Below are 12,756 nucleotides of genomic sequence, written 5' to 3' on the forward strand. Positions count from 1 at the left end.
AAACCCCCTCTCAATGGCCGGCCAGCAGGCGTTGCAGGCGATCGTTGAGGACCTGCTCAAGCAGGGCCTGAGTCTGGAGGCGCTCCGGATAATTGAACTGGATCCGTTCATCCTTGAGCTTGTCGATCTCGGCCAGCACGTAGCGGGTCGCACTGTCTTCCTGATTGAAGTACTGCTTCACCCAGCGCTGGGCCTTCTCCAGGCTGTCGCCATAGAGATCTTGCTGCTCCCGATAGACGGCCAGCTGGGCTTGTAGCAGCTTGGTCTTGAGGTTCTCGCGCAGGTAGATCTCTTGCTGCGGGGAGAGCAGGGCTTCGACGGCGCCGTCACGGCGGCGGATGGTGACGAAGTTTTCGGTGAAGTGGACCCAGTTCTTCTTCAGGTTGCTTTGCCAGTCATCCAGCTTGTCGCTGACCGCCTGGTCGGCCTGGCTGACCGCTTCGGGCATGGCGACCGCATTCATGGGCAGCAGGTCAATCTGGTCGGAGAGCGCGGCCAGCTTCAGGGTCAGCCCTTCCCGATCCAGAGTCGGCAGGGCTTTAAGCTTGGCGATGTCCTCGGCCATGGCCTTGCGGATCGGCATCAGGCTGGGATCGCCGAGCGCCTTGATGCGCTCATCGGCGTTGGCCAGCATGGTGATAGCGGAGACCAGATCGTGCTCCAGCCAGAGCTTGCGACCGGCCATACGCACCAGATACTCGGATTCGGCCAGTAGCCAGTCATTGGGGCGCTTCTCGTTGAGGTCGAGCACCCGGCTCTGCAGGCTGCTCATCTCGCTCTGCAGCAGCTGCAGGTTCTTCTGCTGTCCCTGTTGATCCTGTGACAGGGCCGCCTTCAGCGCACTCAACTCACCGTTCGCGCTGGTCAGCTGGCTCTTGAGGCTGGCCATCTCGGCCTGCTGGGCAACCCCGCGCTGGTGACCATGCACATAGGTCCAGCCGGTCAGCCCCAGGGTGAGGGCGATGGCAACGCTACCCAGCACCAGGCCTGCTCGTCCGCCTCGGGTCTGGGAGGGGGCGGGGTGTTTGGTCTCGGTCGGGGCCTCTTGGGCCGTGACGGGCTGCTTCTGTTCTTCTGTCATTGCTTCTTCCTCAGTTCCAGGGCCGCGAGCAGAGCGTCATGGTCGGCCCCACGGGCTGTCGTGATGTCGAGAAACCCGGCCTGCGCCGCCTGCTCGGCAATGCGTGGGCTGGGTACAAACAGGGGGAGTCGCAGCAGCCACTCCCGATATTCAACTGGCGTAGCGGCCAGTAGCGCGTCGAGCAGTTCGCCACTGGTGACCAACAGGCTGTCGAGACCGGCTTGCTGCCACTGACGGCAGAGAAGCTCACCGTCCTGGTGCGGGTAGTGGCGGTGATAGACGCTCAGGCAGGTCACGTCGGCTCCCCGCTCGCGCAGGGTATCGGCGATGAGCTCGCGCCCGCCGTTACCGCGCAAGATGACGACGCGCTTACCCGCCACCGCCTGCAGGCCGGGGAGCGCGAGCAAGCCTTCGCTGCGCGGATCGACGGGGAAAGTGCCGGTCAGACCCGCCTCACGCAGGGTCTCTGCACTGGCTTCGCCGACCGCAAAGTACTCGATATTCGGCCAGGTCTGACCAGTTTGCAACAGAAAGTCCCGAGCGAACAGCACCGCATGACGACTCACCACTATGGCGATCTGGGCGTGTTGCAGGTGGTGGGAGAGGCTGGCCAGATCGTCCCCCGGCCGCAGCTCGAGCAGAGGGTGCACCAGGGGAGCGTGACCGGCGGCGCGCAACCGGGCCGCCAGGGCATCGGCCTGGGGGCGGGGGCGCACCACCAGCGGCGTCATGCGCCGTAGACCTCGGCCAGGATGCGATCCGCACCGGCAGCCAGCAGACGCTCTGCCAAGGCCTCACCGAGCGACTCGCCATTGGCCAGGGGGCCGCGGATCTCGTCGCGCAGCATCTGACTGCCGTCCGGGCTGCCGACCAGTCCGCGTAGCCAGATTTGATCCCCCTCAACCAGGGCGTAAGCACCGATAGGGACCTGACAGCCCCCCTGCAAGGCACGATTCATGGCCCGTTCGGTCAGCACCCGGGTGCGGGTCTCGGCATGTTCTAGGGGGGCCAGCAGCGCCTTGACTGCCTCGTCGTCCAGGCGGCACTCGATCCCGACGGCACCCTGCCCGTTGGCCGGCAGGCTCTGCTCCGGTTGGATGAAAGCGGTGATGCGGTGTGCCATCTCCAGCCGCTTGAGGCCTGCCGCCGCCAGTATGATGGCGTCATATTCACCGGCATCGAGCTTGGCGAGACGGGTGTTCACGTTGCCACGGAGATCGCGGATCACCAGATCCGGTCGGCTGGCGCGTAGCTGACACTGGCGGCGCAGGCTGGAGGTGCCGACCACGGCGCCGAGCGGCAAGGCCTCTAGGGTGGAAAAGTGATTGGAAACAAAGGCATCACGGGGATCCTCCCGCTCGCAGATGGTGTGCAGGCCAAGCCCCTCGGGGAACTCCACCGGCACGTCTTTCATGGAGTGCACCGCGATGTCGGCACGGCCCTCGAGCATGGCGGTCTCGAGCTCCTTGACGAACAAACCCTTGCCACCGACCTTGGCAAGCGGTGTATCGAGGATCTTGTCACCCTGAGTGCTCATGGGGACCAGCTCCACCTGCAGGTCGGGGTGGATCGCCTCCAACTGTGCCTTGACGAAATTGGCCTGCCACAGGGCCAGGGGGCTTTTGCGGGTGGCGATTCTCAGGGTTCTGACCGACATATCAATCTGTTGCATCATTTTTACAAGGAAAACGATCTTATCACCCTTTCGGCAGGCTTTCATGGGCGAGGGGGGAAAAGCGGGATCCCCCCCAAACTGTGCCAGTTGGGAATAATTTTTATTCCCTTGAAACTAATGGTTAACTATATGAATAAAAACGCCTTTATCACTTTCCTGTGAAACCTGTTGAAGAGTGTGGATAAATTATTACGGGATAGCTCAGCCCCTTGTTTACCGCCATGAATTGCATTGTTAACATGATCACAGTTTCGTGACGTTCCGCACCGGTTGACGTCCTCTTCACAGGTACAAAGGCAGGTCTTTGCTCGCAAATTTGGAGACGCTTGTTCGCCGCTACGATGAGCTGAATTGGCTCAAAACGGAACGGGCGCTGGGCATCATGAGTCGCTACGGGCAGCAGGTCTTTCACCTGCTGCCCGTCTTGCTGCATTTCAATCACCCCTTACTTCCCGGTTATGTCTCCGGTCGTGTCCCGCACGGCATCTGCAACTTTATTCCCAACGACCAGCAGCAGGCCTTCATCGACGATATCTGTCTGACGGCCCACTGCACCGGCGGGTTGACCACCACTGAGCTCTCTATCCTGGGCCTCTACACCATGGGGAGCACCTCCTCCATCGGGCAGTGCTGTCACTCGGATCTGGATGTCTGGGTCTGTCACTCGGCCGGGCTCGACAGCGAGCGGCTCGAGATGCTGGAGCACAAGTGCCTGCTGTTGTCCCGTTGGGCCGAGCAGAGGGGGGCCGAGGTCAACTTCTTCCTGATCCCCGAGAACAAGTTCCGTCAGTCCAACAGTGCCGAGATGGAGGGCGAGAGCTGTGGCAGTGCCCAACACCTGTTGCTGCTCGACGAGTTTTATCGCAGTGCCATGTGTCTGGCCGGCAAGCGACTGCTCTGGTATCTGGTGCCACTGAGCTACGACGATCGCTACGACACCTATGTGAATGACCTGTTCGATCGCGGTTTGCTGAGCCGTGACGAGTGGCTCGATCTGGGGTCATTTAACCGGATCCCGGCCGAAGAGTACTTCGGCTCTGCCCTGTGGCAGCTCTACAAGGGGATAGACTCACCCTACAAGGCGGTGCTCAAAACGGTGCTGATGGAGGCTTATTCCCATGAGTACCCCGAGACCAAGCTGCTGTCGGTCGAGAGCAAACGCTGGTTCCAGCACAACGAGGGCATGAGTTATCGCCTCGATGGCTACTGCCTGATGCTCGACAAGGTGACCAACTACCTCAAGTCCATCGGAGACATGCAGCGACTCGATCTGGTGCGCCGCTGTTTCTACCTCAAGGTGTGTGACGGCCTGAGCGATCACGGCCCAACCTGGCGCCGCGAGCAGCTGGTTCAGCTGGTCTCCTATTGGGGTTGGAGCGAGGAGAAGATCCGCCACCTGGATCATCGGCGTGACTGGAAGGTGGGGGAGGTTAAGGTGGCCTACGCGGAGCTGCTTGAGGCCCTCATGCAGAGTTACCGCAATCTCATCCTGTTTGCCCGCCGCAACAACATCAGCGAGTCGATCAACCCGGAAGACATAGGCATCCTGTCGCGCAAGCTCTATGCCGCCTTCGAGAGCCTGCCGGGCAAGGTGCAGCGCATCAACCTCAAGATTGCCCCGGATCTGGGTGAACCGGATCTCAGCTTCATCCAGGTGCCCCATGGCCGCCTGAACCGGGCCGGTTGGTACCTCTATAAGCATTCCCTTGAGCCGGGCGACATCATAGGTCGCGCCCCGCTCGAATATAACGGTTACATCAGCAAGTTGGTGGCCTGGAGCTACTTCAACGGGCTGATGACCACCCAGAGTCGGGTCCATCTCTTCAATCAGGGATCGGACCTGCACATCGACAACCTGCACCAGTTCTGCCGCGATCTCTCCAACACCTTCCCGGTCAAGTACCCGGCCGCCAGCAACCTGGCATTGAGCCGTCCCTGCGAGATCCGCCAGCTGGCCATCTTCCTCAACCTGGAGGTGGACCCGTCGAGCCACTGGGTCGGTCAGGTGATCGAGTTCGATGCCAACACGGCCGATATCTTCTCGTTTGGCCGCAATCAGGAGTGTCTGGTGGGCACCATCGATCTGGTGTATCGCAACTCCTGGAGCGAGATCCGGACCCTCCACTTCCGTGGCGAGGAGGCGGTGGTCAATGCTCTCACCACCATACTCGGCAAGATGCATCAGGACGCCGCCGCTCCTGAGCGCATCGAGGTGTTCTGCTACAGCCAGCACTTCCGCTCCCTGGTCCGCACCCGCTTCCAGCAGCTGGTGGCCGAGTGCATCGATCTGCGCCTGGCCCGTGACAAGCCGCGTCTGGTCAAGACCCTGGCCCTGGGGCAGGAGAAGTACGGCATCTTCTTCGAGCGCCGCGGTGTCTCGGTCAAGAAGCTGGAGAACGCGGTCGACTTCTATCGCCATATCTCTCACAACAAGCTGGATAACCTGCCCCTGCGCCTGGACAAGACCCATAGCCAGCATCTGCCCGCCATCGTCGATGCCTACGCCAGCGAAGGCCTGGTGCAGTTCTTCTTCGAAAACCAGGGCAGCGGTTTCAACATCTACATCCTCGATGAGGCCAACCGGGTCGAGGTCTACCAGCACTTCGCCGGTAACAAGGAGGAGCTGGTGCAGGGGGTGAACCGCTTCTACACCTCGAGCCACGAGCGGTTCAGCGACGATGGCCAGTTCATCAACTTCAACCTGCCCCAGTTCTACGAGATCATCACCCAGGGCGGGGAGCAACAGGTGATTCCCTACCGTACCCAGGGGCCGACCCGCGAGGTCGGTTAAGTGCCAGACAGACGAAGGGCCTGCAATTGCAGGCCCTTCTCATATCCGCACCGTTCAGGCACCGAGGCGCGCCAGCAGCCAGGCGCGCAGGTCACCAAGCTGAGGCATGCAGATCTCGTGGCGCATCGGGTACTCGTGCCACTCGGGATGCAGGCCCGCCTGCTCGAGCCGCCCCTTGGCCTCCCAGCCCAGCGACAGGGGCACCACATCGTCATAGATGCCGTGCATATAACAGACGGGGGTGGCGCGGGCCGCCTCGGTCAGTTCGGCCATCAGGGCGTCGGGGGCCGCCAGATAGGTCGACAGGCAGAGCAGGCCGGCCAGGGTGACCGGCAGGCGCAGGGCGGTAAAAGAGGCGATCACGCCCCCCTGGGAGAAACCGGCCAGCACGATGTGCTCGGGGGCGAATCCCTCGGCCATCAGTTGCTCGATGAGAGCCTGAATACGCCCGGCACTCTCGCGCACATGGGGTTCGACCGCGCGGCGCTCGATGTGCTCAAGGCTCTCGATGTCGTACCAGGCACGCAGCCGGTAGCCCAGGTTGATGGTCACCGGGCGCTCGGGGGCGTCGGGTAGCAGGTGGCGGACTGGCAGCCCGGGCGGCAGGGCCAGGGCCTCCACCAGGGGGGCGAGGCCGGCGCCGGAGTCACCGAGGCCGTGTAGCCAGATGACGGCGTGGCGGGCGCCGCTCGGATGCAGGTCGATCACGGGAACTGTACCGGTTCACCGGATTGGTCGCTGCAAGCCTTGCCGAGCAGGGCCTTGAGCTCGTTGCCGAAGCGGTTATCTACCCAGCGGTCACCCTGCAGATCGAAGTGGTAGCCGTTTTCTCGGGTGGCGACCCAGATCTGGTGCAGGGGCTCCTGCTTGTTCAGGATCACCTTGGTCTTATTGTCGAAGGCCAGGGTCAGGATGCCGCCGGCACGCTCGCAGTCGATGTCCGGATACTGCTCGTCCACCGTGTCCTCGACGTACTGGAAAAAGGCGTCCACCAGGGCGTGATACTCGTGATCCTTCATCGGTTTATCCTGTTGCTTTTAACAATGTGAGTGCGATTATAGAGGGCCGAAATTATTTTCACAGCGAACCTTTATGACAATCCAGCTCGCCAAGGGCCTAGTGGCCATTCTCCTCTGTCTGGGACTGACCGCCTGTGGGCTCAAGGGGCCGCTCTACATGCCGCCTCCGCCCGAGCAAACCCAGTCCCAGCTGCACGGGGGTGCGAGTGCCCCGGCTGCACAGTCCGCTCCGGGGGCTGAGCTGCACTAAATTAGGAAGGAACCTCCCTCTTGGATCACTTCAACTACGACGCCGAAGGTCAGCTGAGGGCAGAACAGTGCCTGTTGGCCGATCTGGCCGCCGCACACGGCACCCCGCTCTACGTCTACTCACGCGCCACCCTGGAACGCCACTGGTGCGCCTTCGATGCCGCCGCCGGCGACATTCCCCACCTCATCTGCTATGCGGTCAAGGCCAACTCCAACCTGGGCGTGCTGAACGTGCTGGCTCGGTTGGGGTCGGGTTTTGACATCGTCTCCGGCGGTGAATTGGCCCGAGTGCTGGCGGCAGGGGGGGATCCCGGTAAGGTGGTCTTCTCCGGCGTGGCCAAGAGCGAGCAAGAGATGCGCTTCGCGCTTGAGAAGGGGATCTTCTGCTTCAACCTCGAGTCCGAGGCCGAACTGGAGCGGTTGAATCGGGTGGCGGGCGCCATGGGGCGCAAGGCGCCGATCTCGGTGCGGGTCAACCCGGACATCGATGCCGGCACTCACCCCTATATCTCGACAGGCCTCAAACAGAATAAGTTCGGCATCCCGATCGAGTTGGCGCCGGCCATCTACCGCAAGGCGGCGGCCATGGCCCATATCGAGATCAAGGGGGTGGACTGCCACATCGGCTCCCAGCTGACCGAGCTGGCGCCCTTCATGGAGGCGACCGACAAGCTGCTGCGCCTCATTGACGAGCTCGCCGCCGAGGGGATCCACATCCATCATCTGGACGTCGGTGGGGGCTTGGGGGTCAACTATGGCGCCGAGCAGCCACCGCATCCGAGCGATTACGCCAGTGCACTCAAACAGAAGCTGGCGGGGCGTAACCTGACCATATTGTTCGAGCCGGGTCGCGCCATCGCCGCCAATGCCGGCGTGCTGCTGACCCGAGTCGAGTACCTCAAGCCCGGTGAGAGCCGCAACTTCGCCCTGATCGATGCGGGCATGAACGATCTGCTGCGCCCCTCCCTCTATGGCGCCTGGATGAACATCATCGAAGTCGACAGCCGTACCGCCTATCCCAGAGCCCTCTACGACGTGGTTGGCCCGGTGTGTGAGACCGGCGATTTCCTTGGTAAGGAACGGGAGCTGGCCATCGCCGAGGGGTCTCTGCTGGCCGTGCGTTCGGCGGGAGCCTATGGTTTCGTCATGTCTTCCAACTACAACACCCGCCCACGCGCTGCCGAAGTGATGGTGGACGGTGATCGCGCCTATCTGGTACGCGAGCGCGAGCGCCTCGAACAACTCTGGCAGGGCGAACAGCCGCTGCCGCAATAACGGAAACCCTGATGCTGATTGAATTTTCCAAGATGCATGGGCTGGGGAACGACTTCATGGTGATCGACAGCGTCACCCAGAAAGTATTTCTCAGCAACGAGGTGATCAAGCGATTGGCGGATCGTCACTTCGGTATCGGCTTCGACCAGTTGCTGCTGGTGGAGCCCCCCTACGATCCGGAACAGGACTTTCACTACCGCATCTTCAACGCCGACGGCTCCGAGGTGGAGCAGTGTGGCAACGGGGCCCGCTGCTTCGCCCGTTTCGTGCGCCTCAAGGGGCTCACCAACAAGGATCGCATCGCGGTCAGCACGGCGCGCGGCAAGATAGTGCTGCAGCTCGAACAGGGTAATCAGGTGACGGTCAACATGGGCGTGCCCCAGTTTGAACCGGGGCGGATCCCGTTTCGTGCCCAGAAGGCCGAGAAGACCTACCTGTTGCGTGCCGGTGAACACACCGTCATGTGCGGCGCCGTCTCCATGGGTAACCCCCACTGTGTCATCGAGGTGCCCTCGGTGGCCGACGCTCAGGTCGAGACTCTGGGTCCCCTGATGGAGCGCCATGAACGTTTCCCCGAGCGGGTCAACGTGGGCTTCATGGAGGTGGTCAATGCCGGTGAGGTGAAGCTGCGGGTGTTCGAGCGCGGTGCCGGTGAGACGCTCGCCTGTGGCACTGGCGCCTGCGCCGCCGCCGTCATCGGCATGAGTCAGGGCAAGCTCAAGGAGCGGGTCAAGGTCTCACTGCCGGGCGGCGATCTGCAGATTGCCTGGAAGGGGCCCGGGTCGCCCGTCTACATGACGGGGCCGGCCGAACATGTGTTTGATGGACAGATAGAGATATGAGTGAACCCAGATGGCAGGAAAGCGGAGTCGATGAGGCGCAGGTGTTGGAATACCTGGCTCGTCATCCGGAATTCTTCCTGCACCATCCCCAGCTGATCGATCGGCTGCGTATTCCCCACGATCGCAGAGGCACAGTCTCGCTGGTTGAGTTGCAACTGGGGCGCCAGCGCGAGCGCATCGAGCAGCTCGAGCAGGAGATCACCGAGCTGATGCAGGTGGCCAGTCAAAATGAGCGGATCTTCCGCTGCTATGCCGAGGTTTATGCCGAGCTGTTTGCCTGCCACGATCTGTTCGATCTCAGCCGTCTGCTGGCCAGGGCCTTCGTCCAGCAACTGAGGCTCACCTCGGTGCGGCTCTGGCTCAACCCCCGCCAGGTGACGGTGCCAGAGGGGTCGCGCCTCTTTCTGGCCGATGGACGCCAGCTGGAGGTGCTGCTGACCACTCGTCTGCCGGGACAGGAGTGTTATCAGGGGCGCTTGAGTCAGGGTGAGAAGCAGGCCCTGTTCGGCCAGGATGTGCTGGTTAACTCGGTTGCCCTGCTACGGCTAGGCGATCTCGGCATCCTCGCCTTCGCCAGCTCGGATCCCAGTCACTTCTCCCCCCACAACGATACCCTGCTGCTGAGCCAGCTTGGCCGACTGTTGCAGCTGCGCCTGCCCGAGTTGATCAGTGGCTGAACCGGCTCCCGCTCTACTGGCCGATATCGAGGCCTTTCTCGAGTTCCTGCGGGTGGAGCGCCAACTGAGCGCACACACCCGCGATAATTATCGGCGTCACCTCGAGCAGATGGCCGCGCGGATCGGCGAACTTGGCGTCGATGACTGGTCGCGTCTCGAGGGGAATCAGGTGCGTAGCCTGCTCACCCGGCTGCACAAGGAGGGGTTGGTGCCGCGCACCCTGGCGGCCAAGCTGTCGGCCCTGCGCAGCCTGTGCGACTGGCTGGTGCGCCACGGCCGCCTGGCTGCCAACCCGGCGCGCGGCGTGCAGGCGCCCAAACAGGGGCGACCCTTGCCGAAGAACCTCGATGTGGATCAGGTCTACCAGCTGCTCGCCATCGACGAGCAAGACCCGCTGGCGGTACGCGATAGGGCCATGATGGAGCTCTTTTATTCGAGCGGTCTGCGCCTCGCCGAATTGGTCGGACTGGATCTGGCGGATATCAAGCTCGACGAGCGGCAGGTGAGGGTCATCGGCAAGGGCCGCAAGGAGCGACTGCTGCCGGTTGGACGCATGGCGATAGAGTGGCTCGGCAAGTGGCTGGCACTGCGCCCCGCCTTTGCCCAACCGGATGAGCCGGCGCTGTTCCTGTCGAAGCAGAAGCGGCGCATCACGGCCCGCTCTGTGCAGCTGCGTCTCGACCAGTGGGGCAACCGTCAGGCGCTGGATGCCCATGTCCATCCCCATAAACTGCGCCACAGCTTCGCCACCCATATGCTGGAGTCCTCCGGCGATCTGCGGGCGGTACAGGAGCTGCTTGGTCACGCCAATCTGGCGACCACCCAGATCTATACCCATCTCGATTTCCAGCATCTGGCCAAGGTGTATGACCAGGCCCATCCGCGCGCCAAGCGCAGCCAGGAGGACGAGTGACAGGAGTTTCCATGCGTTTTTACCGCCGCTGGCAGCCGGTGCAAGCCATCACCTTCGATCTCGATGACACCCTCTATGACAACGGCCCGACCATGATGCGTGCCGAGGCCTGGCTGGTGGAGCATATGCGTAGCCAGTATCTGGAGACCGCTATGCTGGATGCCGAGCGCTGGCGCGATATCAAGCGCAGCGTGCTGGCGCGCGAACCCGAGCTGGTCCATGACGTTAGCCTCTGTCGGCGCCGTCAGCTGCAGGCCGGGTTGGAGCTGGGCGGCATGGCGGCCGAAGCGGCCCAGCGAGAGGCGCAGAAGGTGTTCACGCTCTTCACCGCCTTGCGCTCCGAGGTGGAGGTGACAGAAGAGACGCACGTCCTGCTCTCCAGGCTGGCCGAGCGCTACCCTCTAGTCGCCGTCACCAACGGCAATCTGGACATGGAGTGGGCGGGGTTGGCGGGTTACTTTCGCTACGTCCACAAGGCCGGTGACGGGCGGCGCATGAAGCCACATCCGGATCTGTTCGCACTGGCGCTGGGGGATCTTGGATTGCCGGCATCCCAGGTGCTGCACGTGGGGGATCACCCGGTCACCGATCTGCTGGGCGCGCGTCGCCACGGTTTGCGCACCGCCTGGCTCAACGATCGCGGCTTGCCGCGTCCGGCCCAGCTACCCGACGTGGAGATCGCCCACCTGAGCGAGCTGGCCAATCTGCTGCTCTGAGCTATTTCACCCCGAAAAGGCTGCGTAGCTTGTCGAAAAGATCCCTGCTCTGGGGAGGTGTCGGCTGGTTGGCTTCTCTGGCCAACAGGTCGGCCTGCTCCTGCTGCCGGCGTGTCAGCGCCTGGTAGAGGGGTTGCAGCATGCTCTCTCTGGCCACGAAGAGGGATTGGAACATGGCCTGGTTGATGCGATAGCTCTCTACCGTGCCAAGTGCCCGCACCGTGAAGGGGCTGGGCTCCCCGGTGAGCAGGCTCAGCTCGCCAAAAAAGTCCCCCGGACCCAGCCGCCCCAGTAACAGGGTTCGTCCCTCCTGCTCGATCAGCAGTTCAGCCTCTCCCTTGACCAGCACGAACAGCCATTGGGCCAGTTCCCCCTGAGCCAGCATGACATCGCCGTTGACGAAGGGGGCGAATTTAAGCTGATCGGCCAGTTGTAACAGTTCTTCTTCCTCCAGCATCGCAAACAGGGGGAGTTGCTGCAGCACCGCCATTCGCTCGGCCGTATGCCGTTTGTGGCGTGCATCCTGATGCTGCTTCTCCTTCGTCATGAAGACGTTGAAGATGGGAGGGGTGAGACGGCGGTCGTTACGGCGCAGGGCCGCATCGATCAGGGTCCGCACTATCGAGTCTGTGGGGTCATCGGCCGCCAGATCCGTTAACCAATAACGCACCGCATAGCGGGCGATGCCATTCTCCACGTTCATCAGCAGGCAATCGGGTTGTGGCCAGGGGGCCACGTTAGGCAGTCGGGTCTCACGCAGGGAGTGCTCGACCAGCGCGATGATTTGGGTGGGCAGGGTATCGAGGGAGAGATCGAACCAGATCCAGCGGCGCCACTGCACCGGCAGACCGGTGCGCCGCCCCAGCACGGTAAAACGTTGTTTGAGCAGATGGCTGTTGGGGATCACCACGGTTTCCCAGTTACGGGTCTCTATGGTGGTGGCGCGCCAGTTGATCTGCACCACACGACCCTGCACCGAGTCCACCATCAGCCAGTCACCCAGGCTGATGGAATCGTCGAGCTGAATGGAGACGCCGGCCAACAGGTTTCCGAGGGTGTCTTGCATCGAGAAGGCGATGATGGCGGTCAGCACCGCCGAGGTCGTCACTATCTCGCCGAGGGAGAGGCCGGTGGCGTAGAGACGATAGAGTGCCCATCCCACATACGCCAGGGTCACCACTATGTCGGCAACGATCTGGGGTATGCGCATATGAAAGAGCGGGAGCAGGAGATGGAAGGTGAGTAAGCCCCAGACCCGGATCAAGATAAGACCCGCAGTGAGGGTCACCAGCTCGTGCAGCCACTTGTCGGGGAGAGGGAGGCGCAGCCAGGTCCCCTGCATCTGAACCAGCAGGGCCAGGGTTAGCACCAGCAGAGCCTGGCTGCAGGCCGACTTGAGGTCGCGCCGATGAGCCGGGTTACGCAGGGCATGAATAGCCATCAGCATCAGGGTGAAGAGGGTCCAGGCAGGGTGTTCCTGCAGCCAGACAAAGGCAGGCAGCAGCTCTCTCATAGGAA

General features: G+C 62.4%; 13 protein-coding genes. 7 read left to right on the forward strand and 6 right to left on the reverse strand.

The window, feature by feature from the left end:
- Positions 1 to 10 precede the first annotated feature (10 nt).
- From BN1121_RS16705 to hemC, 3 genes are read right to left on the reverse strand one after another with little or no spacing between them, the layout of a single operon-like run.
- Positions 11 to 1,081 carry a uroporphyrinogen-III C-methyltransferase gene (locus BN1121_RS16705; protein ID WP_005353922.1) on the reverse strand — a complete coding sequence of 357 codons (1,071 nt, stop codon included), beginning with the start codon at positions 1,079 to 1,081 and terminating at the stop codon, positions 11 to 13.
- Positions 1,078 to 1,812 (reverse strand): uroporphyrinogen-III synthase, encoded by a 735-nt coding sequence (locus BN1121_RS16710; protein WP_005353924.1) that lies wholly within the window; start codon positions 1,810 to 1,812, stop codon positions 1,078 to 1,080. Before BN1121_RS16710 ends, BN1121_RS16705 begins: the two co-directional genes overlap by 4 nt.
- Positions 1,809 to 2,738 (reverse strand): hydroxymethylbilane synthase, encoded by a 930-nt coding sequence (gene hemC / locus BN1121_RS16715; RefSeq protein ID WP_005353926.1) that lies wholly within the window; start codon positions 2,736 to 2,738, stop codon positions 1,809 to 1,811. The genes BN1121_RS16710 and hemC overlap by 4 nt, the downstream gene beginning before the upstream one ends.
- A 322-nt stretch (positions 2,739 to 3,060) precedes the next feature.
- Here hemC and BN1121_RS16720 point away from each other — a divergent pair, with 322 nt between their 5' ends.
- Positions 3,061 to 5,547 (forward strand): class I adenylate cyclase, encoded by a 2,487-nt coding sequence (locus BN1121_RS16720; RefSeq protein ID WP_043157606.1) that lies wholly within the window; start codon positions 3,061 to 3,063, stop codon positions 5,545 to 5,547.
- A 54-nt stretch (positions 5,548 to 5,601) separates the two neighbouring features.
- On the opposite strand, the gene BN1121_RS16725 is transcribed toward BN1121_RS16720, so the two are convergent.
- Complete coding sequence (locus BN1121_RS16725) at positions 5,602 to 6,255, reverse strand: alpha/beta hydrolase (protein ID WP_005353928.1); 654 nt, start codon at positions 6,253 to 6,255, stop codon at positions 5,602 to 5,604.
- On the reverse strand, positions 6,252 to 6,566 hold the full coding sequence (gene cyaY, locus BN1121_RS16730) for an iron donor protein CyaY (protein WP_005353930.1): 315 nt from the start codon (positions 6,564 to 6,566) through the stop codon (positions 6,252 to 6,254). Before cyaY ends, BN1121_RS16725 begins: the two co-directional genes overlap by 4 nt.
- Before the next feature lie 73 nt (positions 6,567 to 6,639).
- Between cyaY and lptM the strand changes: the two genes are divergently transcribed.
- From lptM to BN1121_RS16755, 6 genes are read left to right on the forward strand one after another with little or no spacing between them, the layout of a single operon-like run.
- Positions 6,640 to 6,816 carry an LPS translocon maturation chaperone LptM gene (gene lptM, locus BN1121_RS19585; RefSeq protein WP_005353931.1) on the forward strand — a complete coding sequence of 59 codons (177 nt, stop codon included), beginning with the start codon at positions 6,640 to 6,642 and terminating at the stop codon, positions 6,814 to 6,816.
- Between the two features lie 20 nt (positions 6,817 to 6,836).
- Complete coding sequence (gene lysA / locus BN1121_RS16735; protein ID WP_005353933.1) at positions 6,837 to 8,090, forward strand: diaminopimelate decarboxylase; 1,254 nt, start codon at positions 6,837 to 6,839, stop codon at positions 8,088 to 8,090.
- 11 nt (positions 8,091 to 8,101) lie between these two features.
- Complete coding sequence (gene dapF / locus BN1121_RS16740) at positions 8,102 to 8,932, forward strand: diaminopimelate epimerase (RefSeq protein ID WP_005353935.1); 831 nt, start codon at positions 8,102 to 8,104, stop codon at positions 8,930 to 8,932.
- Entirely contained in the window at positions 8,929 to 9,609 is a 681-nt protein-coding gene (locus BN1121_RS16745) for a DUF484 family protein (RefSeq protein ID WP_005353937.1), read from the forward strand. Before dapF ends, BN1121_RS16745 begins: the two co-directional genes overlap by 4 nt.
- Positions 9,602 to 10,522, forward strand: a complete 921-nt coding sequence (xerC, locus tag BN1121_RS16750) for a tyrosine recombinase XerC (protein WP_005353939.1) — start codon at positions 9,602 to 9,604, stop codon at positions 10,520 to 10,522. Before BN1121_RS16745 ends, xerC begins: the two co-directional genes overlap by 8 nt.
- Before the next feature lie 11 nt (positions 10,523 to 10,533).
- A complete protein-coding gene (locus BN1121_RS16755) occupies positions 10,534 to 11,238 on the forward strand; it encodes an HAD-IA family hydrolase (protein WP_005353941.1) in 705 nt (234 codons plus the stop codon).
- 1 nt (position 11,239) lies between these two features.
- On the opposite strand, the gene BN1121_RS16760 is transcribed toward BN1121_RS16755, so the two are convergent.
- On the reverse strand, positions 11,240 to 12,751 hold the full coding sequence (locus BN1121_RS16760) for a cyclic nucleotide-binding domain-containing protein (protein ID WP_005353943.1): 1,512 nt from the start codon (positions 12,749 to 12,751) through the stop codon (positions 11,240 to 11,242).
- Positions 12,752 to 12,756 lie beyond the last annotated feature (5 nt).

Source organism: Aeromonas diversa CDC 2478-85 (assembly GCF_000819805.1).
Lineage (GTDB): Bacteria > Pseudomonadota > Gammaproteobacteria > Enterobacterales > Aeromonadaceae > Aeromonas > Aeromonas diversa.